Source organism: Motiliproteus sediminis (assembly GCF_017912535.1).
GTDB classification, from domain to species: Bacteria; Pseudomonadota; Gammaproteobacteria; order Pseudomonadales; family Balneatricaceae; genus Motiliproteus; species Motiliproteus sediminis.
Genome location: NZ_JAERQK010000001.1, coordinates 849,988 through 876,176, shown reverse-complemented (window position 1 = coordinate 876,176; position 26,189 = coordinate 849,988). Strand labels below are relative to the sequence as shown.

The window sequence follows — 26,189 nt, the reverse complement described above, 5'->3', positions numbered from 1 at the left end:
CAAATCAAAATAACAGGAACGGAGCAACCCGTTCTGGCGGAAGAGGATAGCTTAGCCTTGCGTGTACTTCGTAAATATACCAATCGCCGGCTCTATGATACGTCCAAGAGCTGTTACATCACGTTGGAAGACGTTAAACAGTTGGTGCTGGATAACGTTCAGTTCGAGGTGCAGGACTCGAAAACCGGCAAGGACCTGACGCGCAATATTCTGCTCCAGATTATCAGCGAGCAGGAGGGAGAAAGCGCAGGTATGCTCACCAACCAGGTGTTGCAGCAGCTGATCCGTTTCTACGGCGACAGTATGCAGGGGATGATGCGGCAGTATCTGGAGCAGAGCATCGGAGCGTTCCTGTCACAGCAGGATCGTATTCGCGAGCAGATGGAATCGATGATCGACGCCGCCAATCCGCTCAACATGATGAATAAAATCGCCGGCCAGAACATGGCGATGTGGAATATGTTTTCTGCCCCGGGTGACGAGCAGCCGGTGTCAGACGATGGCAGCAATAGCAGCAAGGATAAGAGCGACTCCTAATCGCGCTGCTTGAGCCAGTTACTGATGTCGTCCGGCAGCACTTTTTGTGCTTGCCGGCCGACGAACACGCCGATGTGCCCGCCCGGGTACTCCTTCTCTGTATAGTCTTTCGAGCCGGTCAGTTTGGCCAAGGCTTGGGAAGCAGATGGTGGCACCAGATGATCGCCGGCAGCAAACAGGTTCAGCAATGGCTGCTGCTGCTGCTGTAGGTCGACGGAATGGCTGCCAATCGTTAAGCCTCCTGTTACCAGTCTGTTCTGTTGGAAAAACTGCTGCAAAAACTCCTTGAATGCGGAGCCTGCCAGATCCGGAGAGTCGTTGATCCAGCGCTCCATGCGGAGGTAGTTGGCCGCGGTCTGGTGCTGGTTCAGCTGCCGCGGCAGGTTGAGCTCTTTGTGCAGCCCCAAACGCATCGGCATCAACGAGTTGTAAGCCCGGGTCATGAGCGATCCTGGGAAGTTGCCGTAGGTGTCCAGCGCCAACTGGGCATCGACGTCTCGCGCCAGCCCCGACAAGGTGTTGTCGGCGGTGTGAAAATCGACCGGGGTGACTAACGTGATCAGGTTGCGTATCTGTTGCGGGTGTATGGCGCTGTAGCAGAGGCTGAAAGTGCCCCCCTGACAAACGCCGAGCAGATTGGTTTGTGGTGTGCCGGCGTGCTGACACACCTGACGGACGCACTGGTGCAGATAGTCGTTGAGGTAGTCGTCCAGGTCGATGAAACGGTCGGCATGATCAGGATATCCCCAGTCGATCAGATACACCGGAATGCCGCGCTGGAGCAGCGCGGCGATCAGGCTTCGATCAGGTTGCAGGTCGAGGATGTAGGGGCGATTGACCAGTGCGTAGACGATCAGCAAGGGGGTTTTGAGGCGCGGCTGCGATGGTGCGTAATAACGTAACCGGAGTTTGTCCTGTTGATAGATCGACTCCCACGGCGTGGTGTCAACCTCGACCCCGTCCATCTTGCCTAATGTCTGCATCCCCTCTACCGCTTCGCGGCTAAGGTTAAGCATTTCCGTAATCAGTTTTTCAGGCTGAAACAGCTGCTTCATGCCTTGCGTTTCCGTAGCGTGGCCACCGGTGGTTTGGTTGCCGGCAGCGGCTGAGCAGAGTTTTGTTGCTGGCTGACTTGTCGCTCAAGCTGCGCCAGACGCTCGCTGATCGCCTGCTGTTGCTCTTCGGAGCGCCGCAGTTGTTTGCGCAGACTATGGTGGTTGCGCAGCAGGTCGTCGTAATCCCGCTGCGGAACCAGGCCGAGTTGGCGGTATTCATGCTGCCAGTAACTACGTCCCAACTGGATGAGGCGTAAGCTGCTGTTGGTGAGCTCGGCGTAGAGCTGCTGATAATCGCGTTGCTGCAGCATGGTGCCGTAGGCTTGCTCGTAGCACTCGACCCACTGGGCGTGCAGTTGGCTGAGACTATCCGGAGCGGGCTGCTGTTGAAGTTGTTGAAGCAGGGCGCTGCTGGCCTGGACGTGAACCTGTTGTAGCTGGCTCTGGTAGCGCGCCAAGGCCCGGTTGAAGTGCTCCAGTTCGGTGGCGATCGCTTGCAGTCGCGGCTCTTTTAGCTGTTGGGCGAGCTGCTCGAGTAGCCGATTGCTAAAGGCGAAGGGGTTCAGGGCGTCCTGTTGGGGCGGTATACAGTCGGCCAGGCGGGCGATGTTGTCGGGCAGTTTCCACTGGCGCAGCAGCACCCCGATCGCCTGCTGCTGCAGATGCTGGCTGAAATCGAACACCAGTGTTTCCAGTCCGCCGTGTGGTTGCGGATCGCGCAGCTGCGCCAAAACACGCAGTCCGAAGCGGCAAAAGCCCTGCAGCTGGGCGGCCATGGCTTCAGCGAGTTCACTTTGCAGCCCAATGCCTTGCTGGCTCGCCAACTGCCGGCAAGCCTCCTGCAGGGGTGTCCAGTCGATGCTGTTAGCGTCGATCTGGCCCTGTTCGGTTGCAAAGTTTTGCCACAGTTCGGTCTGCCGGTGCAGCCAGTTCTGTAGCTCGTTGAATTCCACTTGGTTCACCCGTCCTGATGCGGATTGCGCATTCTACCAGTCACCATGTTACCGGTCAGCGCAAGGAACACCAATAAGCTTATGTATCACATTGCTGTTGCAACTCGTAAATCAGTGCTTTGGCGGCGTTGGATAGGGTGCGCTCACGATGGTGGATACAGCCCAGAGGCCGGGTTATTGGAGCGGCTTCAAGCGGTATTTCGGTCAGGGAGCTGTCGATCAGGGTTTCTGGTAGCAGGCTCCAGCCGAAGCCGATGCTGACCATCATGCGAATGGTGTCGAGGTAGTTGGTGGACATCGCCACATCCAGATTCAGTCCGGCTTCGCTGAAGCGCTGCTCTACCAGTTGGCGGGTGAAGGTCGCAGGCCCGGGCAGGATCGCGCGATAACGGGTCAGGTCCGCCAGTCCACTGATCTGTTGCTGCGCCAGCGGGTGGTCCGTCGCCACCACGTAGCGTAATCGATCCAACCACAGGGTACAGGATTCAATCTGGGGATGCGGGGCTGGGGCCATAGTGATAATCGCAAGTTCGGCATGTCCCTGGAGGACGGCCTCGTAGGCCAGTTCTGATTCGGTGAAATCGATCTCCAGTTCCACCTCGGGGTACTGATTGCGGTAGCGGCGCAGCATCGGTGGTAGTCGGTGCAGACTGATATGGTGACTGGTGGCCAACGTCAGGCGCCCGCTGACGCTCCCTCCGAGATTGCCCAGCAGCCGGCAGCTGTCGTCAATCTCCTGCAGGATGCGCCGGGCGCGTGGCAGCAACGTCTGACCGGCCTCGGTCAGCGCTACTTTGCGGCCGATGCGGTCAAACAGGCGGCAGTTGAGTTGCTCCTCCAGATTGGCGATCCGTTTGCTGACCGCCGGTTGGGTGAGGTGGAGTTGTTCTGCCGCCAGCGAAAAAGAGGCCAGTTCAGCGACGCTGACGAACGCACTGAGATTGTGACTGTCCATATTTTGTATTCCTATCTGGAATCAAAAACATAAAAAAAATGAATTTGTTTTATTTTATGGGCGACAGTAGCATCGTCAACATCAAGGCCGGGGCGCAGCCCCTAAAACAGAGAGGAGAGTAAGGCGCATGTCAGGCAAAACTCTGTATGACAAGCTCTGGGACGCCCATCTGGTGCGTCAGCAGGATGATGGTAGTTCGCTGATCTATATCGACCGTCAGTTGCTGCACGAAGTGACTTCGCCGCAGGCGTTTGAAGGCTTGCGCCTGGCCGGGCGCAAGCCCTGGCGACTGGATGCCAATCTGGCTACTCCGGATCATAACGTGCCGACCACCAGGACCGAACGGGAAATCGGGGTTGAGGGGATCGAAGATCCGATCTCAAAAATCCAGGTGCAAACCCTGGACGACAACTGTGATGAGTTCGGGATTACCGAATTCAAGATGAAAGATATCCGTCAGGGAATTGTTCACGTGGTCGGGCCGGAACAGGGAGCCACGCTCCCCGGTATGACGCTGGTGTGCGGCGATTCTCACACCTCGACTCACGGCGCTTTTGGCGCGTTGGCGCACGGTATCGGCACCTCCGAAGTTGAGCACGTGCTGGCGACGCAGTGCCTGGTGACCAAGAAAATGAAAAATATGCTGGTGCGCGTGGATGGCCAACTGGCGCCTGGCGTGACCGGCAAGGATGTGGTGCTGGCGGTGATTGGCGAGATCGGCACCGCCGGTGGCACTGGCTACGCCGTGGAGTTTGGTGGCGAAGCGATCCGTTCGCTGTCGATGGAGGGTCGCATGACCATCTGTAACATGGCGATTGAGGCCGGCGCGCGCGCGGGCATGGTGGCGGTGGACCAGATCACTATCGACTACGTCAAGGGGCGCCCCTTTGCCCCTCAGGGCGAACAGTGGGAGCAGGCGGTAGCGTACTGGAAAACCCTGCATAGCGACGATGATGCCGAGTTTGAGCGGGTGGTGGTGGTTGACGGCGCTGCGATCAAGCCGCAGGTGACCTGGGGTACGTCGCCGGAGATGGTGCTGCCGGTGGATGCCTCTGTTCCAGACCCGGCTCAAGAGGCCGACCCGGTCAGGCGTCAGGGGATAGAGCGTGCGTTGCAGTATATGGGATTGAGTGCCAATCAGCCGATCACCTCGATTCAGCTGGATCGGGTTTTTATCGGTTCCTGTACTAACTCGCGTATTGAGGATCTGCGCGAAGCAGCTGCGGTGGTCAAAGGCCGCAAAGTGGCTGCGAGCCTCAAGCAGGCCTTGGTGGTGCCGGGGTCGGGTTTGGTCAAACAGCAGGCGGAAGCGGAAGGTCTTGATAAGGTGTTTATTGAAGCCGGCCTGGAATGGCGCGAGCCCGGCTGCTCCATGTGTCTGGCGATGAATGCCGACAAGCTGGGTAGCGGTGAGCACTGTGCATCGACCTCTAATCGCAACTTCGAAGGCCGGCAAGGGTTTGGCGGCCGAACCCACCTAGTGAGTCCGGGTATGGCCGCGGCAGCAGCAATTGCCGGCCACTTTGTTGATGTGCGCGAACTGATGGCGTCCTGAGGAGAAACCGCATGCGTAAATTTGAACAACACCAAGGCATCGTCGCTCCGCTGGACCGCGCTAACGTCGATACAGACATGATCATTCCGAAGCAGTTTCTGAAGTCGATCAAACGGACGGGATTCGGCCCCAACCTGTTCGATGAACTGCGCTATCTGGATGAAGGGCAACCGGATCAGGATTGCAGTCAGCGGCCCAAGAATCCCGATTTTGTGCTTAACCAAGCGCGTTATGAGGGCGCGTCCGTACTGTTGGCGCGGGAAAACTTTGGTTGTGGGTCCAGTCGTGAGCACGCTCCCTGGGCGCTGGATGATTTTGGTATCCGAGTGGTGATTGCGCCCAGTTTTGCCGAAATTTTCTTTAATAACTGCTTTAAGAACGGTCTGCTACCAATTGTGCTGGACGAGACCGTCGTCGATCAGCTCTTCCGCGAGGTGGCAGCATCCGAAGGCTATCAGCTGGCTATCGATCTGGAGAAGCGGGTGGTGGTGACTCCCGCGGGGGATCGCTTCGAGTTCAGTGTCGACGATTTTCGTCGCCACTGTCTGCTCAACGGGCTGGATGATATCGGCCTGACACTGCAGCACGCTGACGATATCAAAACCTATGAGCAGCGTCGTGCCGCCGTGACTCCCTGGCTGTTCCCGGCCGCTCACTGATTGCAAAGGAAAAAACAGATGACTCAATCAATTCTCGTGTTGCCGGGTGACGGTATCGGTCCTGAAATTGTCGCCGAGGCGGTGCGTGTGCTGGAGGTGGTGCGTGAGCAGGACGGTCTCGATTACAGCCTCAACGAAGCGCTGCTGGGTGGTTCCGCCATCGATGCCACCGGCGTGCCCTTACCGGACGAAACGCTGGCGCAGGCCAAAGCCGCTGATGCGATTCTGCTCGGCGCCGTGGGTGGCCCCAAATGGGATGCACTGGATAGCTCGATCCGCCCGGAAAAAGGTCTGTTGGGTATTCGTTCGCAGCTGGATCTGTTCGGTAACCTGCGCCCGGCGATCCTCTACCCGCAGTTGGCGGAAGCGTCGACCCTCAAACCCGAGGTGGTGGCGGGTCTCGATATTCTGATCGTGCGCGAACTGACCGGTGGTATCTACTTCGGTCAGCCGCGCGGTGTGCGCACTCTAGAAAACGGTGAGCGTCAGGGTTACAACACCTACGTTTATTCCGAGTCCGAGATCAAGCGGATCGCTCGGGTGGCGTTCGAGTCAGCGCGCAAGCGGGGCAAGAAGGTCTGCTCGGTGGACAAGGCTAACGTGCTGGAAGTAACCGTGCTGTGGCGCGAGGTGGTCGAAGAGGTGGCCAAGGAGTATCCGGATGTGGAGCTCAGCCATATGTATGTCGACAACGCGGCGATGCAGCTGGTGCGCGCGCCCAAACAGTTCGACGTGATCGTCACCGGCAATATGTTCGGTGACATCCTCTCCGATGCGGCCGCGATGCTGACCGGCTCCATCGGCATGCTGCCGTCAGCCTCGTTGGATGCCAACGGCAAGGGAATGTACGAGCCCTGTCATGGTTCAGCACCGGATATCGCCGGCCAGGGGGTCGCCAATCCGCTGGCAACCATTCTGTCGGCGGCGATGATGTTGCGCTACTCACTCGGTCATACTGCAGCGGCGGACAAGATTGAGCAGGCAGTCAGCAGGGTGCTGGATCAAGGGCTACGGACTGCGGATATCTATTCCGAGGGGATGTGTAAGGTATCGACCAAAGAGATGGGTGATGCGGTAGTCGCGGCGCTGCAGGCTTGATAAGCTGTAGACGTCAATGCACGGGCGGTTCTGATAGCCCGTTTTTTGCACTTTCAATTTAAAGGTGAATTCGAGATGCGCGTAGGTTTTGTAGGCTGGAGAGGCATGGTGGGTTCCGTGCTGATGCAGCGAATGATGGACGAGCGGGATTTTGATCAGATCGAGCCCGTGTTCTTTACCACTTCACAGGTTGGCCAACAGGGGCCGGCGATTGGTAAAGAAACCACAACCTTGAAAGACGCGCACAATATTGACGAGCTGGCGGCGATGGATGTGGTCATCTCCTGTCAGGGGGGGGATTACACCAAGGCGGTATACCCGGGTCTGCGCAAAAGTGGCTGGCAGGGTTACTGGATCGACGCGGCGTCGTCGCTACGGATGGCTGATGACAGCATCATCGTGCTGGATCCGGTCAACGGCGAGGTGATTCGCCAGGGTCTCGACAAGGGCGTGAAGACCTTTGTTGGCGGTAACTGCACCGTGAGCCTGATGCTGATGGCGCTGGGTGGTCTGTTCAAAGCCGATCTGATCGAGTGGCTGTCTTCACAGACCTATCAGGCGGCTTCCGGTGGCGGTGCCAAGCATATGCGTGAACTGGTCAGCCAGATGGGGCAGATCCATGCGTCCGTTGCCGATCAACTGGCAGATCCGGCGGCGGCTATCCTGGACATCGACCGCGATGTGGCTGCGGCTATCCGTAGCGATGCGCTGAGTACCGATAATTTTGGCGTGCCGTTGGCGGGCAGTTTGATCCCCTGGATCGATACCCAACTTGAGAACGGCCAGAGCCGTGAAGAGTGGAAAGGGCAGGCTGAAACCAACAAGATTCTGGCGCGAAGCGGTAATCTGATCCCGGTTGATGGTACTTGTGTCCGTATCGGTGCCATGCGTTGCCACAGCCAAGCGTTCACCATCAAGCTGAAGCGCGATGTGCCGCTGTCTGATATCGAGGCTATGCTGGCGGAGCATAATGATTGGGTTAAAGTGGTTCCCAACGAACGTGATATCACCATGCGTGAGCTGACTCCGGCGGCTACCACCGGAACTTTGACGGTGCCGGTAGGGCGTCTGCGCAAGCTGAATATGGGTCCTGAGTACCTCAACGCCTTCTCGGTGGGCGACCAGCTATTGTGGGGTGCGGCTGAGCCACTACGGCGCATGCTGCGGATCCTGCTGGAAGGTTAAGTTCAGGGGGAATTAGTAAAAATGGCCGGCTTCATAGTCGGCCATTTTTTTATCGTCATCATTCGAATATTGACCTGAGTCGTCATTCATTTCGAAGAATTGGGGCTTGATGAGCGGTATTGTTGATTAAAACCTATGATTAAATAATACTTTGACCCCATATTGGCTCGTTGTATTTAATTCGGGGACGTTCAAGTTTTCTGTGTTTGCCCCGATATCCGAACAGGAACTTGGATCCGTGTATCGGAAACGATCAAAAGGAAGAGTGTATGTTGCGTAAAGTCGCGGTCGGCCTGGCTGCATTGAGTGCGTTAAGTGCGGCACAGGTAAAGGCGTTGGGTCTGGGGGAGGTGACGGTTCATTCGGCGTTGAACCAGCCTCTGAACGCGGAAATCGATCTGCTGCAGATTCGGGATCTGACCTCTTCACAGATTGTTGCCGGTTTGGCGGAAGCGGATGAGTTTTATCTAGCGGGAGTTAAGCCGACCGCGATCCTCTCTGATTTGCGTTTTGAACTGGATCTGAGTTCCGGTAACGGGCGTCTGATCCTGAAAACCCGCGAACCGATACGTGAGCCTTTTCTGAATTTTCTGGTGGAGGTGAATTGGCCTACCGGTCGTTTGGTTAAAGAGTACCCTTGTTGTTGGATCCTCCTGTGTTCAGCGCAGAAGATCTGGCACCCCGCGCAACACCCTCAGTACCGATGACCACAGCGCGTCAGCCGCAGAAAGTGATGACCGTGGCGCCGCAGTTGATGCAGCCCGCGCCGGTCACGCCAGCACCGCGCATGATGCCCGCCGCCGAAGGGCAGTACGCTGTGGGCAATGATGACACCCTGTGGCAGATAGCGCTCAAAACCCGTCCTAGCCGCTCAGTCTCTCCACAGCAGATGATGCTGGCTATACAGCGCGCCAACCCCGGTGCATTTATCGATAACAACATCAACAAGCTGCGATCTGGCGTGGTGCTGGATATTCCGACCCAAGGCGATATCGACGCCATGGCGCTGCAGAATCCGGTCACCGAAGTACAGCGCCAGAACAGCGCTTGGCGAGGTGGTAGTGATACGGGAAAGCCTGATGCCGCGCCTAAAACCGAGCAGCTGGATGCCGGAAACGCAGCCAGTGATGGCGCGGCAGCCAGTTCCGGTGACTCTCAGCTGCGAATAGTCAGCAAAGCGCCGGTTGAAGAAGAAGCTGCTGAGGTGCCAGCGAAGGTCAGCTCCGATACCTCCGACGCTGAGCAGTCCAGTGCTGTCGAGCAGGAGCTCGTGGCCAAGAATCGTGAACTTGAAGAGCAGTTGGTAGTTACCCTCGAAGGCCTGGATAAGGTCGAGCGTGATAACGCGGAAATGTTCCAGCGTCTGGAGCAGATCAGTGAGCAGATGGCTGCGATGCAACGGCTGATTGAGCTGAAAGACCAGCAGTTGGCTGAGCTGCAGAATCGTGCAGCCCAGACGCCGGCGCAAGCTGCACCCGCGCCGGCACCTGCCGCGCCCGAGCGCAGCTTGGTCGATAGCCTGATGCAGTCTCCCGCTGCGCTTGGAGGCATAGGCGCTGGTTTGCTTGCATTGCTGGGTGGTTTGTTCTGGTTCCTGCGCAAGCGCAAGAGTGATGAGGCGGCCGAGGAAGCGGCTGTGCAGGAAGCCATGGCTGCGCTGGATGCTGAAGAGGCGACCTCTCCCAAGGTCGCGGAGGCTGGTGTTGCCGCTGTGGCTGCAGCCGCGGCAGTCAATGAGCTAGCCGAGGTTGACGAAGAGGCGCTGCCGGTGGAAGAGGATCCCAACGATCCTTTCAATGCGGTCAGTGATGAGGATGTCAACGAGTTCGCAGGCCTGGATGATAGTGATGATCTGGATATGGATCTCAAGATCGACGAGCCGGTGGTTGATGATCTGGATCTGGACGAGTTTTCCGAGTCGCTCCTGAGTGATGAGGATTATGACCTGGCGGTTGATGACGCGGCGACCGACGAAGAGCAGGGTGATGCCGAAGCGGCTGAAGCTGATGCCTTGGATGATCTCGATTTTGTGCTCGGTGATAGTGCGACGGATGAGGCCCCGTCAGAAGCCTCTGCGGCTGATGACCTAGACGATGAGCTGGAAGCGATTCTGGCGGGTGATGATTCCTCCGCTGCTGAAACGTCTGAGGCGAGCTCGGCGGATGAGCTGGAAGATGATCTTGATGCACTTTTGGCGGGTAATGATCTGGATCTGCCGGTTGAGGACGCTGCTGAAGAGGCCTCGGCGGACGATGCTTTCGATGATAGTGATCTGGATGCCTTGCTGGCAGAAGATGGGCAGGAAGAGTCTGAACAGTCCGGAGCCAATGAGGCGATGACGGTCGATGGTGAGGATGATCTTGAGTCGCTGAACATCGAGACCGTTGAGCCGCTGACCGATGAGGAAGAGGTCGAAACTGACGATGCGCTGGATGCGCTGTTGGCTGAAGGGGATGGCGACGATGAGCCTACCGGCGCTGACGAGATCGATCTGGGGGCTGTGTCCGCGATTGATCTTGAGATGGATGACGACGGCGAAGCATCGGAACTGGCGGATGAGGTGCCTGAAGAGCCTGAAGAGCCTGTGCCCTCCGACGAGGATGAGGATCTGACGGTCGGTGAGTTGTTGCTGGAAGAAGAGGTGGCAGAGCCGGAAGCGAAACCGGAGCCTGAAGTTGAAGAGCCCCAGGTGGAAGAGAGCAACGAGGTGCTGGACTCGCTGCTCGATGGTCTCCCCGAGAGTGATGACGCCGAAGCTGATCTGGATGCATTGGCCGCTGAAATAGACGGCGGACTATCTCTGGAAGACGATGAGGCTGTTCCGACGGAAGCTTCCGCCAAGTCCGAGGCCTCTGGTGTCAGTGGTCTGGTGCTGGAAGATAATCTCGATGCCGCCGATGACGAGGATCTGGAGGCTGAGCTCAATCTGATGCTGGAGCAAGAAGGTAATGACCTGGCGCTGGAGGAAAGTGGTGCCGATGAGGCGTTGGATTATCTTGAGGATGCTGATGAGGTTGGTACCAAGTTGGATCTGGCGCGGGCCTATGTCGATATGGATGACAGTGAAGGGGCGGCAGATATCCTCGCCGAGGTTATCAAGGAAGGTAACGATGATCAGGTTAAGGAAGCGCAACAGTTGTTGGATAGTCTGAAAAGTTAATGGTCGAGGAAGTTAATCAAGAGGCCGGTTCCCGGCCTCTTTTTCGTTATGCCTTCGGGGTTGAGTATGATGGCAGTCGCTATCACGGTTGGCAGTGTCAGGCTGATGGTGTTCCCAGTGTTCAGGCTGAAGTAGAGCGAGCTCTGGGGCAGATTGCCAATGAGACGGTCAAGGTGGTCTGTGCTGGGCGTACTGACACCGGTGTGCATGCAACGTATCAGGTGGTGCATATCGATACTCATGCTGAACGCCCGGAGCGTGCCTGGGTGCGCGGCGGCAATACGCAGTTGCCTCGTGATATCAGTATCCGTTGGGCGCGTCCGGTAGATCAGGCTTTTCATGCCCGATTTGGGGCCCTGGAGCGGCGCTATCGTTATGTTATTTATAACGCGGATGTAATGCCGGCGTTGCTGGCGCGGCAGCTTACCTGGACCTTCAAGCCGCTTGATGAGGCGCGCATGCAGGAAGCTGGGAACTACCTGGTTGGCGAGCATGACTTTAGTGCTTATCGGGCGGTAGCCTGTCAGGCCCATAGCCCGGTGCGGGATTTGCGTCGGCTGACAGTCAGTCGTCATGGTGCGCTGGTGGTTATCGACGTGACAGCCAATGCGTTCCTCCATCATATGATCCGCAATATAGCTGGGGTGTTGATGAAAATAGGCGCCGGCGAAGCGGAGCCTTGCTGGGCCAGAGAGGTGCTTGAGGGGCGCGACCGGCGTCTCGGCGGAGTGACGGCTCCCCCTTTTGGTCTTTACTTCATCGATGCCCGCTATCCGGAGCGCTATGGCTTGCCGCCATCGCAACTGGGGCCGGTATTTTTGCCCCAGTTCGACTAACCATGCGTGCGTCCATCTGATAAGATTCGCTTTTTGTTCCGAGTCCTCTCACGGTGAGAACCCGAGTGAAAATATGCGGGATTACCCGCGCCGAAGATGCTCGTGCAGCGGTGGCCGCCGGTGCCGACGCGTTGGGATTGGTTTTTTATGCTCCCAGCCCTCGTGCGGTGACGCCTGAGCAGGCGGTATCTGCGCTTGCGGATGTGTCGCCCTTTGTCACTGTCACCGCGCTGTTTGTCAATCCCGACCCCTCTCTGGTTGAGGAGGTGTTGGCCAAGGTGAAACCGGACCTGTTGCAGTTTCATGGCGATGAAACAGAGGAGTTTTGTCAACAGTTTGGTCGACCCTACATCAAGGCGATACGGGTGCGCCCCGAGACCGATCTTGCGACTGAACTGCGCCGCTTCGAATCGGCAAAGGGAGTGCTGCTGGATGCCTATCGCCCGGGCGTGCCGGGAGGAACCGGTGAGGCGTTCGATTGGAGCCTGATATCGCCGTCTATGGCTCCTGATATCATTCTGGCCGGCGGCTTGTCGCCCGCTAATGTGGGTCAGGCCATCGCGCAGGTGCGCCCCTATGCCGTTGACGTGAGCGGCGGGGTGGAAGCGCACAAAGGTGTTAAAGATCACGCGTTACTTCAACAATTTTTCGATGAGGTGTGTTGTGCCGACAACAGTCGATCTGAATGAACTTATGGCTCTCCCCGACGCCACCGGCCACTTTGGCCCTTACGGTGGCCGGTTCGCATCTGAAACATTGATGGGCGCCCTGGATGAATTGGCGGCGCTGTATGAAAAGATGTGGCGGGATCCTGAGTTTCAGGCGGAGTTCGATCGAGACCTGGCGCACTACGTTGGCCGCCCGTCTCCGCTTTATCATGCCGAGCGCCTGAGCCGCGAACTAGGCGGTGCGCAGATCTACCTGAAGCGGGAAGATCTCAATCATACCGGCGCACACAAAGTTAACAACACCATCGGCCAGGCGCTGTTGGCCAAGTTTATGGGTAAGCCGCGTGTGATTGCGGAAACCGGAGCCGGCCAGCATGGGGTGGCAAGTGCGACCGTCGCTGCCCGTCTGGGTTTGGAATGTGTCGTGTACATGGGGGCTGAAGACGTGCGTCGTCAGGCCTTGAATGTCTATCGCATGAAGCTGTTGGGCGCCACGGTGGTGCCGGTCCAGTCGGGTACGCGCACCCTCAAGGATGCCTTGAATGAGGCGATGCGGGACTGGGTCACCAACGTGGACAATACTTTTTACATTATCGGTACCGTCGCCGGTCCGCACCCGTACCCGAAAATGGTGCGCGACTTCCAGTGCGTCATCGGACGTGAGGCGCGCCAGCAGTGCTTGGCGCAAACGGGTAAGTTGCCGGATGCTCTGGTGGCCTGTGTCGGTGGTGGGTCCAATGCCATTGGTCTGTTCCACCCCTTTATCGGTGATGCAGATGTTCGCATGGTAGGCGTTGAAGCCGGCGGCTACGGTCTCGAGACCGGTCAACACGCGGCGCCGCTGTGCAAGGGTCGCCCGGGCGTGCTGCACGGCAACCGGACTTACCTGATGGAAGATGATGCCGGACAGATCATCGGCACGCACTCGGTCTCTGCTGGATTGGATTATCCCGGCGTCGGCCCTGAGCACGCGTGGCTGAAGGATACGGGCCGTGCCGAATATGTCGCCATCAATGACGACGAGGCGCTGGATGCCTTCCGGCGACTGACTCGCGTCGAGGGTATCATGCCGGCGCTGGAGTCCGCGCACGCCATCGCCCACGCGATCAAGATGGCGCCGCAGATGTCACCCGATCAGGTGCTGCTGGTTAATCTCTCTGGCCGGGGTGACAAGGATATTCATACCGTGGCCGACATCGACGGAATTACCGTCTAAGCGGTGCCGGCAGTCGGACCTAAGGGGTTTCAATGAGTCGTATACAAAGTTGTTTTGAAAAGCTGAAAGTCTCCGGCCGTAAGGCGCTGATACCTTATGTAACCGCTGGCGATCCGGTGCAGGAGGTGACCGTTGATCTGATGCATGCATTGGCGGATAGCGGTGCCGATATCATCGAACTGGGGGTCCCGTTTTCTGACCCCATGGCTGATGGCCCGGTAATCCAGCTGGCGTGCGAGCGAGCGCTGCGCGCCGGCACTCGACTGCTGGATGTGTTAGCGATGGTGGCGGAATTCCGCCAGCGCAACACCGATACACCGGTGGTGTTGATGGGCTACCTTAACCCCGTGGAGGCCATCGGCTATCGCACTTTTATGGAAAAAGCGCGCGAAGCCGGCGTCGATGGGGTGCTGACGGTTGACCTGCCGCCCGAGGAAGCAGACGAGTTTTGTGCCGCGTTGCGAGACAATGGTCTGGACGCGATCTTTCTGCTGGCACCGACCACTAGCGATGCCCGCATGAAACAGATCTGCGAGCGCGGAAGCGGCTACGTGTACTATGTGTCGGTAAAAGGGGTCACCGGTTCGGCGGCACTCAATGTTGATGAAGTCGAGTCGCGTGTCACTGCCATTCGTTCAATGACCAATCTGCCGGTTGGTGTCGGATTTGGCATCAAAGATCGCGCGTCGGCAGCAGCGGTAAGCCGCGTGTCAGACGGCGTAATTGTTGGCAGCGTGTTGGTTAATAAAATTGCGGAGCTGGCGGATCACCCTGAGCGCATTGCGCCAGAGGTTGCCGCCATCGTTGCGGATTTGCGTGCCGGGATGGACGACGCCTGACAGGCAACGTTCTCCCAACAAAGGATAAGGGATCACCATGAGTACCTGGTTTGACAAGATTGTGCCCTCGCTGATTCGGGCCGACTCCAAAAAGAAAGCGGATATTCCGGAAGGTTTGTGGAAGAAGTGCCCCAAGTGCGAAGCCGTGCTTTACCGGCCGGAGCTGGACCGCAACCTCAATGTCTGCATGAAGTGTGACCATCACATGCGCCTTGAGGCGCGTAAGCGTCTGGATCTGTTCCTTGATGCTGAAAATCGCATTGAGATCGGTAGCGATGTGGAGCCGGTGGACCGGCTTAAATTCCGCGATTCCAAAAAATACAAGGACCGTCTGTCTGCGGCTCAGAAGCAGACCGGTGAGAAGGACGCGCTGGTTGCCATGAAAGGCAGCGTTGACGGCCTTCCCCTGGTCGCGGTCGCGTTCGAATTCTCCTTCATGGGTGGTTCCATGGGGGCGGTCGTCGGCGAGCGTTTCGTCCGTGCCGTTAACGTCTGTCTGGAGCAGCGTATCCCCCTGGTCTGTTTCTCGGCCAGTGGTGGAGCACGGATGCAAGAGGCGCTGTTCTCGCTGATGCAGATGGCCAAGACCAGCGCCGCGCTGGAAAAAATGAAGTCAGAAGGTATTCCCTATATCTCCGTGTTGACCGATCCGGTTTACGGGGGCGTTTCCGCATCGTTGGCGATGCTGGGTGACCTGAACGTTGCCGAACCTAACGCTCTGATTGGCTTTGCCGGCCCGCGGGTTATCGAGCAGACGGTGCGGGAAAAGCTGCCGGAAGGGTTCCAGCGCAGCGAGTTTCTGCTGGAGCACGGCGCCATCGACATAATCATCAAACGTACCCAGTTACGTGAGAAGCTGGGTTCGATTCTTCGGAAGCTGACGCATCAAAAGCCAATTGGCGTGGACGCAGATAGTTCCGATGACGTCACTGCCGAATAATCTGCACCAGTGGCTGGCCTTTATCGAGGCCAGCCATCCCTCTGAGATTGATCTGGGCCTTGAGCGCGTAGCTGCAGTTGCGGCCCTACTCCAGCTGACGCCACCTCGGGTGGTAACGGTAGCTGGCACCAATGGCAAGGGTTCCACCGTGGCGCTGATGCGTGCCGTCGCCGTAGCCCATGGCCTCAGGGTCGGTTGTTACTCCTCCCCCCACTTTATTCGCTACAACGAGCGCGTAAGCATCGACGGTAGCCTGGTCGACGACGATTCCCTCTGCGACGCGTTTGTGGTGGTGGAACAGGCTCGTCAGCAGGCAAAGGTATCGCTGACCTACTTCGAGTACGGGACTCTGGCCGCGTTGTGGCTTTTTAGTCAGCAGTCATTGGATCTCTGGTTGCTGGAGGTTGGTCTGGGCGGTCGTTTGGATGCCGTCAACCTGGTTGATGCTGACGTTGCGGTAGTCACCACCGTTGCGCTCGATCATCAGGATTGGCTGGGCAGTGACCGTGACAAAATTGGCTATGAAAAGGCGGGAATTGCCAGGCCCGCGCGTCCGCTGATCTTTGGTGATGCCGATCTGCCGGCATCGGTTTCCAGCTACGCTGCTGATCTGGGGGCGCCCCTGTTGCGCTGGGGAATCGAGTTTGGTCCGGCTGCTGAGCCGCAGGAGAGCTGGTGTTGGCGTGGGCTGAGCGCTGACGGAACGTCGCTGACGCTCAGTGATCTGCCCGTGCCGCAACTGCCGTTCGCCAATGCCTCTACCGCGCTGCAGGCGCTTGCTAGTGCCGGAGTCCAGTTGCTGCCGGCTGAGGTGCGCGAGGGGTTGCAGGGCGTTTCGCTGACCGGTCGAATGCAATGTATGTGGCGCGATGGTCGGGAGCTGGTGCTTGATGTGGCCCACAACCCTCATGCAGCGGGGTATCTTGCCGCGCAACTGCCTCCCTGTGACGGTACCACCTGGTGTGTGGCAGCGATGCTGGGCGATAAGGACGTTGAGTCAACCCTGGCGGCGTTGCGACCGCGAATCGATCGCTGGCGAGTCGCCTCCCTTGGCTGCCCGCGCGGCGAAAAGGCAGGGCGTCTGCTGGCCGCGCTTGAGGGGGCCGACGCCGAATCATTGGAGTCTGTTGCTGCTGCGCTGGATTCGGCTCTGGCCGAAAGCGCAGTTGGTGATCGTATCCTGGTGATGGGGTCGTTCTATACCGTGGCCGCCGCGCTGGACGCACTGCAGGAGTAACGACATGGAACATCAGAAGGAACGCCTGATCGGATTCGTTGCCCTGGGGTTGTTGGCAGTGATTGTGCTACCGATGTTGTTTGATGGCCAGGGGGTTCGTGAGAGTCAGCTGCAGGTGTCTATTCCCGACGCACCGCGGTTCCCTGTTATGTCTGTTCCCGTGCCCGAAGCCAGAATCCTCGACGATACCCGAAAGCCGGCCGAGCCGATGCCGGAGCGAGTGGAGCTGCGCCAGCCGCGGATGAAGGTGACGGCTGAGGTGGCCACCCCGCTTTCGGATACGCCCGAGCAGCCCGATGACGGCGAAGTATCCGCTCCGGCAGAAGTGGCGCCGGAGTTGACGCCCAAGCAGCCACGTCCGGCTACGCTGGAAAAAGAGGTTCCGGTACTGGATAAGCAGGGCGTGCCTGTGGCGTGGACCCTGCAGTTGGCGGCTTTCAAAGAGCGTGCAAATGCCGAACGCTTGCGTGACCGGCTGAACAAGGCGGGCTACAGCGCCTACATACGCGAAAAGAACGCCCTGTCCAGAGTCTACGTTGGACCGGAGGTGCAGCGTAGCGAGCTAGAGGCATTGAAGCGCAAGTTGAGCCGCGAGCTGAAGCTTGATGGCTTGATCCTGCGCTTCTCCACCAGTTGAATGCGAGGCGTCATTGTTGGGTATCACCAAGGGCTTTGCTAGAATGCGCGCCTCGTTGCTGCGAGTTTCATTATGAATTGGGCCGACTGGGTCATCGTTGCCATTATTGCCATATCGAGCTTGATTAGTCTCAAGCGAGGATTTGTGCGCGAAGCGATCTCGCTGCTTACCTGGGTGGCCGCGTTTATTATCGCGCGTCTGTTTACCGACCATCTGAGTGCGCTGCTTGCCAGTTATATCGAAACCCCTTCGGCCAGGGTCGTCGCCGCGTTTCTGCTGCTGTTTATCGCCACTCTGTTTACCGGTGCCCTGATCAACAACTTGATTGGCGTGCTCATCAAGGCCACCGGACTGGGAGGCACTGACCGGGTACTGGGGATGGGGTTCGGCTTGGCTCGTGGGGCGCTGTTAGTGGTAGTGCTGGTGGCACTGCTGGATATGACGCCGGTGAATCAGGACCAGTGGTGGCGCCAGTCTACATTGATTCCGCACTTCACCCTGATGGAGGAGTGGACGCGAAGCTTGGCGGGCGAAACCTCTCGCCTGATAATGGACGCAAGTCAGTAGCGCAGGTGTCGCTCGTCATTAAAAACAAGCGTCCGGCGGGCTTTTGTTTTTACTGATTGGCTCAACCTTGATGAGGTACATTCAATGTGCGGCATAGTTGGCATCGTTGCCAAATCCAATGTAAACCAGAGCATCTTTGATGCCTTAACGGTGCTTCAGCACCGCGGCCAGGATGCCGCCGGCATGGTGACCTGTCAGGGAAGTCGCTTTAACCTGCGCAAGGACAATGGCCTTGTTAACGAGGTGTTTCGTACCCGCCATATGCGCAATCTGCTCGGCACTATGGGGATCGGTCATGTCCGTTACCCCACCGCCGGCAGTTCAAGCGCCGCCGAAGCCCAGCCCTTTTATGTCAACTCGCCGTATGGCATCGCATTGGCCCATAACGGCAATTTGACCAACGCGGCGGAGTTGGCTGAGGATATCTTTCGTACCGACCTGCGCCACATCAACACTAACTCGGACTCGGAAGTGTTGCTCAACGTCTTTGCGCACGAGCTGCAGCAGTTGGGAAAACTGCAACCGGGAGCGAACGACATTTTCACCGCCGTTGAACAGGTGCACAAACGCTGCCGCGGAGGATATGCGGTGGTGGCCATGATTACAGGCTACGGCATAGTCGCCTTTCGTGACCCCCACGGCATTCGTCCGGTGGTGTATGGCCGTCGCCGGACCGAAGAGGGGTACGATTATATGGTCGCGTCCGAGAGTGTGGCCCTCGACAGCTGCGGTTTTGAGCTGGTGCGCGACCTGGCCCCGGGAGAAGCGATCTACCTGAGCAATGACGGCGGCGTGTTTACCCGCCAGTGCGCTGCGCAAAGCAAACTGTCTCCCTGTCTGTTCGAATATGTGTATCTGGCCCGTCCAGACTCGATTATGGATGGTATTTCCGTTTACAAAGCGCGCCTGCGGCAGGGTGAACTGCTGGCTGAAAAAGTGCTGCGTGAGCGTCCCGATCACGATATTGATGTGGTTATTCCAATTCCGGACACCAGCCGCACTGCGGCGATGGAGATGGCCAACATGCTGGGGGTCAAGTTCCGTGAAGGCTTTATCAAGAACCGTTATATCGGTCGTACCTTCATCATGCCCGGGCAGCAGCTGCGGGAACGCACTGTGCGGCGCAAGCTCAACCCGATTGAGCTTGAGTTCAAAGGCAAGAATGTGATGCTGGTGGATGACTCCATTGTTCGTGGCACCACCTCTCGCCAGATTGTCGAGATGGCGCGCGAAATGGGAGCAAAGAAGGTTTATTTTGCCTCTGCCGCACCGGCGGTGCGCTACCCGAACGTTTACGGTATCGATATGCCCAGCGCCAGCGAGCTGATTGCTCATGATCGTACCGATGAAGAGGTGGGTGAGCTGATTGGAGCCGACTGGATGGTGTATCAGGATCTGGACGACCTGATACGCAGTACCCAGGGTGGGGATGCGCAGGTCGATCGGTTCGACTGCTCGGTCTTCAATGGTGAGTACGTCACCGGTGATGTCGATCAGGGGTACCTGATGCAGATCGATGCGCAACGCAATGACGCCGCCAAGGGTGGCAGCGAGAGTACTGAAACGGGCGACCTTTACCCCAAGCTGTGAGTGCGCAGATGAGTGACCGTAACGAACAACTGAAAGCCGCGCTGGAGTCGGCCGATCCGAGTACCCTCGCTATCCGCACAGGGCATCGGCGCACGGCCGAAGGCGAGCATAGCGACGCGATCTTCACTACTTCAAGCTTTGTATTCGACAGTGCTGCTCAGGCGGCAGCCCGTTTCGGTGGCGATGAAGAAGGCAACATCTATTCCCGCTTTACCAATCCGTCCGTTCGCTTGTTTGAAGAACGCATGGCTGCACTCGAAGGCGGTGAGCGCGCTGTAGCGACGGCGTCGGGCATGGCTGCCATTCTCAGTCTCGGGATGAGCCTGCTGCAGCAGGGCGATCACATCGTGTGCTCCTACAGTGTGTTTGGTTCGACTGTTTCACTGTTCACCAAGTATTTCACTCGGGCCGGGATTCGCACCACTTTCGTTGATCCTACCCGGCTTGATGCCTGGAAGGCGGCGATCGAACCTTCAACCCGAATGCTGTTTCTGGAGACCCCCTCCAATCCGCTGGCAGAGCTAGCCGATATCGCTGCGGTGGCGGATATTGCCCACCAGGCCGATGCACTGTTGGTGGTCGATAACTGTTTCTGCACCCCCGCACTTCAGCGTCCGCTGACCCTGGGCGCCGACATTGTGATGCACTCCGCAACCAAGTTTCTTGATGGCCAGGGACGCTGTGTTGGTGGCGTTGTTGTGGGTCCCGATTCGCTGATGGAAGAGGTGTTCGGCTTCATTCGCACTGGTGGCGCCTGCATGAGCCCGTTTAACGCCTGGGTGTTTGCCAAAGGGCTGGAAACGCTGGAACTGCGAATGCTCGCCCAGAGCAGCAGTGCGTTGGCTTTGGCGCAGTGGCTGGAGCAGCAGTCTCAGGTTGCGCGGGTCTATTACACCGGTCTGGAGAGCCATCCCCAGCACCAGCTGGCAAAAAAACAGCAGCGCGGATTTGGCGCAGTGCTCGGGTTTGAGCTCCATGGCGGTCGTGACGAGGCGTGGAGCTTCATTGATGCCACCCAGGTGGTGTCAATTACCGGCAATCTCGGTGATGTAAAGTCAACCATCACCCATCCGGCGACCACCACCCATGGCCGCCTGAGCGACGAAGAGAGGCGTCAGGCCGGTATCGGGCAAAACCTGATTCGACTGTCTGTGGGGTTGGAGTCGTTAGCGGACTTGCAACGGGATATGCAACGAGGACTGGACGCAGTGGCCGGTCGGGTGTGACAGGCGACTGCGTCGTCTATGCTGGAATCGTAACAGCAGATAAGAGAAGGAGGTGGGAATGCAAGACTCTCAGTCACGGATGAACGAGCTCTTCGATGGACTCAAGTTGCTTGGGGATACCGCCTTTCCCAAGCAGTGCCCAGGTTGTGCCAAAGTGTTTGCGGATCTGGCGCAGCTGGTACGTGAAACCGATGCGGTGAATAGCGCAACCGGGTTAAGCCAGACCGATGACTCCCTGACGCTGGCGCGCCGTTGTGGCTGCGGTTCAACTCTGGTTGAAGACTGTGATGAACGCCGTGCAACCGACGCATTGGGATTGAAGCGGCGCCAGATTTTTGATCGCTTGCTGACCTTGCTGACAGAAAGCGGAATGCCTCATGCCATTGCCAAGGATGAGTTGCTGCGGGTCATGCGTGGTGGCAAGAGCGAGCTTTTATCCAACGACCAACTGGCCAGGTTTTTCGCCTCGTAACCTCAATTCAATGACTCTCTTCGCCATGGAGACGTGGCGGCCATCTATACTCCCTTAGTTACTAAATTAGTGAGGCCGCTGCTGTTAGCGGCCTTTACTGCACGTCTCTTAAGGGGTGGCTCATGCTTGCTCGAATCTCGATTGCTCACCGTATCTGGTTGCTGGCGTTGGTCACCCTTGGGGTGTTCACCGCCATTTATCTGTTTGAGACCTTTCAGAAACGGGGTGATCTGATCGCATCAAAACAGCAGAAGCTGGTTGCTGTTGTCGATACTGCGCTGGCTACCCTGAATCGTTACCACAGCCAGGAACAAGCGGGCGAGCTATCGCGGCAGGAAGCACAATCCCTGGCTTCCGAAGTGATTCGCCATATCCGTTATGAAGGGGGCGAGTACCTTTGGATTAACGATATGGGGCCGACCATGGTGATGCACCCGATCAAGCCCGCACTCGACGGCAAAGCTTTGGGGCAGTTAGAGGATCCCAAGGGTAAAAAACTGTTCAGTGAGTTTGTTCGGGTGGTAAGGGCGGAGCAGTCCGGCTTCGTCGATTATTATTGGCCGAAGCCGGGATCCGAGGACCCGGTTCCTAAGCTTTCCTACGTCGCGGGTTTTCAGCCCTGGGGTTGGGTTGTGGGTACCGGGGTGTATATCGATGATGTGGACAAGGAGTTTTCCACCGAGCTGGTCAATCACCTGATCACCCTGTCAACATTACTGCTGTTGTTGTTGCTGGCTGTGTTTGGAATCATTCGCTCGATTACCCGCCCGATGGGGCAGACCACCGCAGCGATGCGTGAAATTGCCGAGGGAGATGGTGACCTGACCGTGCGTCTGGTGGCTGATGGCCGGGATGAACTGGCGCTCCTGGCGGACTGTTTTAATCAATATACTGGCAAGGTGCAGGCGACGGTAATCACGCTGAGCGGCTACGGCCAGCAGTTAGTGTCGGAAGCAGAGCATATGTCGTCGACCACCCGTATTACACGGGATACCCTTCGCGCCCACCAGGAGGAAACCGAGCAAGTGGCCGCTGCGGTGCATGAAATGAGCGCCACGGTGCAGGAGGTGGCGCAGAACGCTGCGGACGTTTCCCGCTCTGCTCAGGCGGCGAGGGATCAAGCCCAGGAAGGGCTGGCAGTCGCCAACGAGAGTGCCGGGAGCATTCGCGCGCTGGCCGAGCGGATTGAAACGGCCGCGGAGTCGGTACAGTCACTGGAGCGCGAGAGTGAGAATATCGGCAGCATTCTCGATGTTATTCGCGGCATTGCCGACCAGACCAACCTGTTGGCGCTGAATGCAGCCATCGAGGCCGCCCGCGCGGGTGAACAGGGACGGGGGTTTGCCGTGGTCGCGGACGAAGTGCGCAGTCTTGCCCAGCGAACCCAGGAGTCCACGGATGAGATTCAGGCGATGATCGAACAGTTGCAGCACGGTGCGCGCAGCTCTGCCGCCCTGATTCGTCAGGGGCGCGATGACGCTGAAGCCAGCGTGAGCCGTGCGGCTCGCGCTGGTGAGGCGTTGACGGCGATCAGTGCTGAAATACAATCGGTTTCCGATCGAGTGCTGCAGATCGCCTCAGCGACTGAAGAGCAGAGCTCGACTGTAGAGATGATCAACGCCAGTGTAGGGGCCATCAATCAGGCTTCCAACGAGGCAGCCAGCAGCGCGCAGGCCATGGCGGACGTGTCGGTTGGGCTCAGTGCACTGGCAGGCGACATGCACCAGACGCTTGGACAGTTCAAAGTCTAATCCTTGACGCCTGGCTGTCATGAAAGCGGGGGCGTTGGTGGAGTATTGGAGGATTGTTCTTGCCCGACACCAGTAGTAGGCCTGATCAGGTAGTGTCGTTTGTTGCATGGGAGTGTGTTCGTGTTTGTGAAAGATAAACCGCTGTCCCGCTATCCGTTATGGCTGCGCCCGTTTTTCTGGAGTCAGCAGCGTCGTTATGGCGAAGTGTTGAAGCCAGGGCTGTTATGGGCGCGGGTGCCCAAGCTATTTGCCGCTGTAGCACTGCTTTACGGTGTTCTTGACCGCAAAAGATCGCCGGTCGACCCGGTGCTGCGCTCGCTGGTAACGGTGCGTGTATCCCAGCTTAACTGGTGTGAATTTTGTGTCGATATCAACGCAGCGACACTCGCGCGCCGCAGCGGCTCAAGTGCCAAGGCTGAAGCCCTTGACAACTGGCGGGCCAGTGATCTGTTTGACCTGCGCGAGCAAACGGTACTGGAGTATGTGGAAGCGATGACCATCACGGGGCGTCGGGTAAACGCCGAGCTGATACAAAAACTCAAGCAGTGGTTTGACGACGATGCGCTGGTGGAGCTGACCGGACTGATCGCATTTCAGAACCTGTCGAGCAAGTTCAACAGCGCGCTGGATGTGCCGGCACAGGGTTTTTGTACTGTGCCGGTCATGCCGGTCAAACAGAGCGGGACCGGGGCTAGCGACGCTCAGGTGCGCAGCGTCCCGGTTGGGAGCGATCACTGCAACGGTAGCGATCCTTGAAGCGCGCGCCTTCCAGCTGAGCGCCGCTGACATCCATTCGTGACAAGTCGCGATTGATATCCAGATGGGTCATATCACTCCAGCGCAGGTCGCTGTTGCTCAGGCGTGTGGCGGTAAGATCGACCCCGTGGAAGATAACCCCCTGAAGTGTTGCCCGCTCCATATTGGTTCGCAGTAGGGCCGCATTCGTGAGATTGGCTCCGGTGAGGTTAGCGCCGGAAAGTTCGGCTCGCTCGAGATTAGCGCCACGCAAGTTGGACCAGCGCAGGTCGGCACCCGATAGGCTTTCATCACGCAGGTTGGCATTGGACAGGTCACAGCCGATGCAGCGTTTTTGCGATCTGAGCTGGTTGAGATCTGTATTGTCAAAGGCTGCCGCGGGTAGCGCGATCATGGCGCTGGCGAACAGGACAGCTAAGGGAGTGAAACGCATGGCGATATCCTTGGTAGTCAACGGTATCCGATCCGCTTGTAACAAACGGCCCTTGGTTAAATCTGTTGAAGTATAACGGCTTTTGCCTTCATTGCAGGGTCAGACTCTAACTTGATTAGGAAGTTTTTCAGTGGCTAAGTTCCCGTCGCTATGGTTGCTGGTTGTGATGTTGCTGGTATCGCCCGCACGTGCAGACGATCTTGATTGGCAGCTGTATGCCTCGTTGCTCGACGAGTACAGCGAGATGCGTGAGATTGAGGGGCTGAATTTACGCTGGGTCGATTACACTGGCTTGGGTAGCGATCCAAGGTGGCGAGCGGTCATCGCGATGCTGGAGCGGACCGATCCCTCCACGCTGTCCGGGGCGAATGCCAAGAAGGCCTTTTATATCAATGCGTATAATATCCTTGCTATTGATCTGGTACTGAAGCACTGGCCGGTAGAGAGCATTCGCGATATCGGCAGTTGGATCAGGCCGGTTTGGCGGCGCGAGGCGGGTAAGATCGCTGGTGAACCGGTAACGCTGCATCAGGTGGAGCACGAGATATTGCGGCCCATGGGTGACCCCCGCATCCATATGGCGATAGTCTGCGCGTCGTTGAGTTGCCCGGATCTGGCGGCCAGGCCCTATCGTGGATCTGCTCTGGAGCAGCAACTTGACCACCAGACCCGACTATTTCTATCTAACCCCAAAAAGGGCGCTGCTGAACGCGGCGAAGCCCTGGCGATCTCCAAGATTTTCGATTGGTTTGCCGCCGACTTTGAGAGTGGCGGCGGCGTGCGTGCATGGTTGCGCCGTTACGGGGTGATGAGTGAAGCGGATACGCTTCGTTATCTACCCTATGACTGGCGGGTGAACGGCAGCTAGCCGGTTGTATGTTCGCAGCAATTTGCTATGGTGTGAGCGATTGACGCGACGTGGTGTAGCGGCAGACTCTACAGGGTATACACACCATCAATGAGCATTGATACGGCGAAGGAAGCGGCACTGTTGCCGGCGCTCAAACAGCAGGATGAGCAGAGCTTCAACCAGTTGGTTGGTATGTATTACGGTGCCATGATCGGTTTGGCTCGCAGTATGGTCGGTGATGCCATCGCCGATGAGGTGGTGCAGGAGGCCTGGGTTTCCGTATATCGTGCTCTGCCGCGCTTTGAAGGCCGCTCATCGCTTAAAACCTGGATCCTCAGGATTACCGCCAACGAAGCGCGCACGCGCCTGCGCAAAGAGTCGCGTACGATAGCGGTTGAAGGGCTGTCGCCCGGAGGAGATGGGGTTTTGACCGGGCGTTTCGCGGATGATGGGCACTGGACCATACCGCCGAGCACCTGGCATGAGGATAGCCCTGATACGCTGCTCACCAGCACCGAAATGCGAGACTGCATCGAACTGACCATGGGACGGCTGCCGGAGCTGCAGCAGGCGGTATTCGTGCTCAAGGATCTGGAAGACTACGGCTTCGAAGAGATCTGTAACATTCTGCAGATCAGCGCATCCAATGCCCGGGTACTGCTTCATCGCGCCCGCATCAGCCTGTTTGGCAAAATCGAACATTTTCAGGACAGCGGCGAATGCTAAGTTGCAAACAGATCACGGAGAAATCCAGCGCCTATGTCGATGGCGAGTTGTCGCTCGGTCAGCGTCTGCAGTACCGCCTGCATCTGATGATGTGTCATCATTGCCGCACCTTTATAAATAACTTCAACGCCGTTGCCGTGATGCTCCGGCGAGCCCACAAGGCAAAGTCCCATGACGTCGAGGTCAAACGGCTTTGCCAGCATATCAGTTCTCTACCGCGCGATTAATTTGTTGATATCCGTCAAGGGGTTCGGAGTCGTCAGTCGTTATAGTGGATCCTTTGCCGGG

Annotated in this window: 27 protein-coding genes; 23 read left to right on the top strand and 4 right to left on the bottom strand. The window is 57.8% G+C overall.

Annotated elements, in window-relative coordinates:
- Nucleotides 1-57 precede the first annotated feature (57 nt).
- Nucleotides 58-537: a polyhydroxyalkanoate synthesis repressor PhaR gene (gene phaR, locus JJQ76_RS04210; RefSeq protein ID WP_210395434.1), complete on the top strand. Its 480-nt coding sequence runs from the start codon at nt 58-60 to the stop codon at nt 535-537.
- Here phaR and phaC read toward each other — a convergent pair.
- From phaC to JJQ76_RS04195, 3 genes are all read right to left on the bottom strand, one after another.
- On the bottom strand, nt 534-1,592 hold the full coding sequence (phaC, locus tag JJQ76_RS04205; RefSeq protein WP_210395433.1) for a class III poly(R)-hydroxyalkanoic acid synthase subunit PhaC: 1,059 nt from the start codon (nt 1,590-1,592) through the stop codon (nt 534-536). The genes phaR and phaC overlap by 4 nt on opposite strands.
- Nucleotides 1,589-2,545 carry a poly(R)-hydroxyalkanoic acid synthase subunit PhaE gene (locus tag JJQ76_RS04200; protein WP_210395432.1) on the bottom strand — a complete coding sequence of 319 codons (957 nt, stop codon included), beginning with the start codon at nt 2,543-2,545 and terminating at the stop codon, nt 1,589-1,591. The genes phaC and JJQ76_RS04200 overlap by 4 nt, the downstream gene beginning before the upstream one ends.
- Before the next feature lie 79 nt (nt 2,546-2,624).
- Nucleotides 2,625-3,500 carry a LysR family transcriptional regulator gene (locus tag JJQ76_RS04195; RefSeq protein WP_210395431.1) on the bottom strand — a complete coding sequence of 292 codons (876 nt, stop codon included), beginning with the start codon at nt 3,498-3,500 and terminating at the stop codon, nt 2,625-2,627.
- A 127-nt stretch (nt 3,501-3,627) separates the two neighbouring features.
- On the opposite strand from JJQ76_RS04195, the gene leuC reads away from it, so the two are divergent.
- The 19 genes from leuC to JJQ76_RS04100 all read left to right on the top strand — a co-directional run bounded on the left by leuC (nt 3,628) and on the right by JJQ76_RS04100 (nt 23,892).
- A complete protein-coding gene (gene leuC / locus JJQ76_RS04190) occupies nt 3,628-5,055 on the top strand; it encodes a 3-isopropylmalate dehydratase large subunit (RefSeq protein ID WP_210395430.1) in 1,428 nt (475 codons plus the stop codon).
- Between the two features lie 11 nt (nt 5,056-5,066).
- Nucleotides 5,067-5,714 (top strand): 3-isopropylmalate dehydratase small subunit, encoded by a 648-nt coding sequence (gene leuD / locus JJQ76_RS04185; protein ID WP_210395429.1) that lies wholly within the window; start codon nt 5,067-5,069, stop codon nt 5,712-5,714.
- Between the two features lie 18 nt (nt 5,715-5,732).
- The gene (leuB, locus tag JJQ76_RS04180) at nt 5,733-6,812 is read left to right on the top strand and encodes a 3-isopropylmalate dehydrogenase (RefSeq protein WP_210395428.1); all 1,080 of its coding nucleotides are present in this window, start codon (nt 5,733-5,735) and stop codon (nt 6,810-6,812) included.
- Between the two features lie 75 nt (nt 6,813-6,887).
- Nucleotides 6,888-7,997 (top strand): aspartate-semialdehyde dehydrogenase, encoded by a 1,110-nt coding sequence (asd, locus tag JJQ76_RS04175; RefSeq protein ID WP_210395427.1) that lies wholly within the window; start codon nt 6,888-6,890, stop codon nt 7,995-7,997.
- 269 nt (nt 7,998-8,266) lie between these two features.
- On the top strand, nt 8,267-8,704 hold the full coding sequence (locus JJQ76_RS04170; RefSeq protein ID WP_210395426.1) for a type IV pilus assembly protein FimV: 438 nt from the start codon (nt 8,267-8,269) through the stop codon (nt 8,702-8,704).
- Nucleotides 8,653-11,157: a FimV/HubP family polar landmark protein gene (locus JJQ76_RS04165; protein WP_210395425.1), complete on the top strand. Its 2,505-nt coding sequence runs from the start codon at nt 8,653-8,655 to the stop codon at nt 11,155-11,157. The genes JJQ76_RS04170 and JJQ76_RS04165 overlap by 52 nt, the downstream gene beginning before the upstream one ends.
- Nucleotides 11,157-11,993, top strand: coding sequence for a tRNA pseudouridine(38-40) synthase TruA (truA, locus tag JJQ76_RS04160; protein WP_210395424.1), 837 nt, complete (start codon nt 11,157-11,159; stop codon nt 11,991-11,993). The genes JJQ76_RS04165 and truA overlap by 1 nt, the downstream gene beginning before the upstream one ends.
- A 65-nt stretch (nt 11,994-12,058) precedes the next feature.
- Nucleotides 12,059-12,682 carry a phosphoribosylanthranilate isomerase gene (locus tag JJQ76_RS04155; protein ID WP_425515218.1) on the top strand — a complete coding sequence of 208 codons (624 nt, stop codon included), beginning with the start codon at nt 12,059-12,061 and terminating at the stop codon, nt 12,680-12,682.
- A 4-nt stretch (nt 12,683-12,686) separates the two neighbouring features.
- Entirely contained in the window at nt 12,687-13,877 is a 1,191-nt protein-coding gene (trpB, locus tag JJQ76_RS04150; RefSeq protein ID WP_246480040.1) for a tryptophan synthase subunit beta, read from the top strand.
- A 32-nt stretch (nt 13,878-13,909) separates the two neighbouring features.
- Nucleotides 13,910-14,716 carry a tryptophan synthase subunit alpha gene (gene trpA / locus JJQ76_RS04145; protein WP_210395421.1) on the top strand — a complete coding sequence of 269 codons (807 nt, stop codon included), beginning with the start codon at nt 13,910-13,912 and terminating at the stop codon, nt 14,714-14,716.
- 37 nt (nt 14,717-14,753) lie between these two features.
- Complete coding sequence (gene accD, locus JJQ76_RS04140) at nt 14,754-15,656, top strand: acetyl-CoA carboxylase, carboxyltransferase subunit beta (protein ID WP_210395420.1); 903 nt, start codon at nt 14,754-14,756, stop codon at nt 15,654-15,656.
- Nucleotides 15,637-16,893 carry a bifunctional tetrahydrofolate synthase/dihydrofolate synthase gene (gene folC, locus JJQ76_RS04135; RefSeq protein WP_210395419.1) on the top strand — a complete coding sequence of 419 codons (1,257 nt, stop codon included), beginning with the start codon at nt 15,637-15,639 and terminating at the stop codon, nt 16,891-16,893. The genes accD and folC overlap by 20 nt, the downstream gene beginning before the upstream one ends.
- A 4-nt stretch (nt 16,894-16,897) precedes the next feature.
- Nucleotides 16,898-17,530 carry an SPOR domain-containing protein gene (locus JJQ76_RS04130; RefSeq protein WP_210395418.1) on the top strand — a complete coding sequence of 211 codons (633 nt, stop codon included), beginning with the start codon at nt 16,898-16,900 and terminating at the stop codon, nt 17,528-17,530.
- A 72-nt stretch (nt 17,531-17,602) separates the two neighbouring features.
- Entirely contained in the window at nt 17,603-18,097 is a 495-nt protein-coding gene (locus JJQ76_RS04125) for a CvpA family protein (RefSeq protein ID WP_210395417.1), read from the top strand.
- Nucleotides 18,098-18,181: 84 nt separating this feature from the next.
- Nucleotides 18,182-19,687: an amidophosphoribosyltransferase gene (purF, locus tag JJQ76_RS04120; RefSeq protein ID WP_210395416.1), complete on the top strand. Its 1,506-nt coding sequence runs from the start codon at nt 18,182-18,184 to the stop codon at nt 19,685-19,687.
- A gap of 8 nt (nt 19,688-19,695) precedes the next feature.
- Nucleotides 19,696-20,913 (top strand): O-succinylhomoserine sulfhydrylase, encoded by a 1,218-nt coding sequence (locus JJQ76_RS04115; protein ID WP_210395415.1) that lies wholly within the window; start codon nt 19,696-19,698, stop codon nt 20,911-20,913.
- A gap of 58 nt (nt 20,914-20,971) precedes the next feature.
- On the top strand, nt 20,972-21,385 hold the full coding sequence (locus tag JJQ76_RS04110; RefSeq protein WP_210395414.1) for a hypothetical protein: 414 nt from the start codon (nt 20,972-20,974) through the stop codon (nt 21,383-21,385).
- A 122-nt stretch (nt 21,386-21,507) separates the two neighbouring features.
- Nucleotides 21,508-23,136, top strand: a complete 1,629-nt coding sequence (locus tag JJQ76_RS04105; RefSeq protein WP_210395413.1) for a methyl-accepting chemotaxis protein — start codon at nt 21,508-21,510, stop codon at nt 23,134-23,136.
- Nucleotides 23,137-23,256: 120 nt separating this feature from the next.
- Complete coding sequence (locus JJQ76_RS04100; protein ID WP_210395412.1) at nt 23,257-23,892, top strand: carboxymuconolactone decarboxylase family protein; 636 nt, start codon at nt 23,257-23,259, stop codon at nt 23,890-23,892.
- Here JJQ76_RS04100 and JJQ76_RS04095 read toward each other — a convergent pair.
- Nucleotides 23,828-24,325: a pentapeptide repeat-containing protein gene (locus JJQ76_RS04095; protein WP_210395411.1), complete on the bottom strand. Its 498-nt coding sequence runs from the start codon at nt 24,323-24,325 to the stop codon at nt 23,828-23,830. The two genes, JJQ76_RS04100 and JJQ76_RS04095, sit on opposite strands and share 65 nt — an antisense overlap.
- A 130-nt stretch (nt 24,326-24,455) precedes the next feature.
- On the opposite strand from JJQ76_RS04095, the gene JJQ76_RS04090 reads away from it, so the two are divergent.
- The 3 genes from JJQ76_RS04090 to JJQ76_RS04080 all read left to right on the top strand — a co-directional run bounded on the left by JJQ76_RS04090 (nt 24,456) and on the right by JJQ76_RS04080 (nt 26,128).
- A complete protein-coding gene (locus tag JJQ76_RS04090) occupies nt 24,456-25,193 on the top strand; it encodes a DUF547 domain-containing protein (RefSeq protein WP_210395410.1) in 738 nt (245 codons plus the stop codon).
- A gap of 90 nt (nt 25,194-25,283) precedes the next feature.
- On the top strand, nt 25,284-25,901 hold the full coding sequence (locus tag JJQ76_RS04085) for an RNA polymerase sigma factor (RefSeq protein ID WP_210395409.1): 618 nt from the start codon (nt 25,284-25,286) through the stop codon (nt 25,899-25,901).
- Entirely contained in the window at nt 25,895-26,128 is a 234-nt protein-coding gene (locus tag JJQ76_RS04080) for a zf-HC2 domain-containing protein (protein ID WP_210395408.1), read from the top strand. The genes JJQ76_RS04085 and JJQ76_RS04080 overlap by 7 nt, the downstream gene beginning before the upstream one ends.
- Nucleotides 26,129-26,189 lie beyond the last annotated feature (61 nt).

What these genes read in the sequence shown, in the direction of transcription:
- leuD (WP_210395429.1), top strand. Translation starts at nt 5,067, where the DNA reads ATGCGTAAATTTGAACAACACCAAGGCATCGTCGCTCCGCTGGACCGC.
- phaC (WP_210395433.1), bottom strand. Translation starts at nt 1,592, where the DNA reads ATGAAGCAGCTGTTTCAGCCTGAAAAACTGATTACGGAAATGCTTAAC.
- leuB (WP_210395428.1), top strand. Translation starts at nt 5,733, where the DNA reads ATGACTCAATCAATTCTCGTGTTGCCGGGTGACGGTATCGGTCCTGAA.
- truA (WP_210395424.1), top strand. Translation starts at nt 11,157, where the DNA reads ATGGTCGAGGAAGTTAATCAAGAGGCCGGTTCCCGGCCTCTTTTTCGT.
- JJQ76_RS04110 (WP_210395414.1), top strand. Translation starts at nt 20,972, where the DNA reads ATGCAAGACTCTCAGTCACGGATGAACGAGCTCTTCGATGGACTCAAG.
- JJQ76_RS04115 (WP_210395415.1), top strand. Translation starts at nt 19,696, where the DNA reads ATGAGTGACCGTAACGAACAACTGAAAGCCGCGCTGGAGTCGGCCGAT.
- JJQ76_RS04105 (WP_210395413.1), top strand. Translation starts at nt 21,508, where the DNA reads ATGCTTGCTCGAATCTCGATTGCTCACCGTATCTGGTTGCTGGCGTTG.
- JJQ76_RS04195 (WP_210395431.1), bottom strand. Translation starts at nt 3,500, where the DNA reads ATGGACAGTCACAATCTCAGTGCGTTCGTCAGCGTCGCTGAACTGGCC.
- asd (WP_210395427.1), top strand. Translation starts at nt 6,888, where the DNA reads ATGCGCGTAGGTTTTGTAGGCTGGAGAGGCATGGTGGGTTCCGTGCTG.
- JJQ76_RS04080 (WP_210395408.1), top strand. Translation starts at nt 25,895, where the DNA reads ATGCTAAGTTGCAAACAGATCACGGAGAAATCCAGCGCCTATGTCGAT.
- trpA (WP_210395421.1), top strand. Translation starts at nt 13,910, where the DNA reads ATGAGTCGTATACAAAGTTGTTTTGAAAAGCTGAAAGTCTCCGGCCGT.
- JJQ76_RS04125 (WP_210395417.1), top strand. Translation starts at nt 17,603, where the DNA reads ATGAATTGGGCCGACTGGGTCATCGTTGCCATTATTGCCATATCGAGC.
- purF (WP_210395416.1), top strand. Translation starts at nt 18,182, where the DNA reads ATGTGCGGCATAGTTGGCATCGTTGCCAAATCCAATGTAAACCAGAGC.
- accD (WP_210395420.1), top strand. Translation starts at nt 14,754, where the DNA reads ATGAGTACCTGGTTTGACAAGATTGTGCCCTCGCTGATTCGGGCCGAC.
- JJQ76_RS04085 (WP_210395409.1), top strand. Translation starts at nt 25,284, where the DNA reads ATGAGCATTGATACGGCGAAGGAAGCGGCACTGTTGCCGGCGCTCAAA.
- JJQ76_RS04170 (WP_210395426.1), top strand. Translation starts at nt 8,267, where the DNA reads ATGTTGCGTAAAGTCGCGGTCGGCCTGGCTGCATTGAGTGCGTTAAGT.
- JJQ76_RS04130 (WP_210395418.1), top strand. Translation starts at nt 16,898, where the DNA reads ATGGAACATCAGAAGGAACGCCTGATCGGATTCGTTGCCCTGGGGTTG.
- JJQ76_RS04095 (WP_210395411.1), bottom strand. Translation starts at nt 24,325, where the DNA reads ATGCGTTTCACTCCCTTAGCTGTCCTGTTCGCCAGCGCCATGATCGCG.
- folC (WP_210395419.1), top strand. Translation starts at nt 15,637, where the DNA reads ATGACGTCACTGCCGAATAATCTGCACCAGTGGCTGGCCTTTATCGAG.
- trpB (WP_246480040.1), top strand. Translation starts at nt 12,687, where the DNA reads ATGGCTCTCCCCGACGCCACCGGCCACTTTGGCCCTTACGGTGGCCGG.
- leuC (WP_210395430.1), top strand. Translation starts at nt 3,628, where the DNA reads ATGTCAGGCAAAACTCTGTATGACAAGCTCTGGGACGCCCATCTGGTG.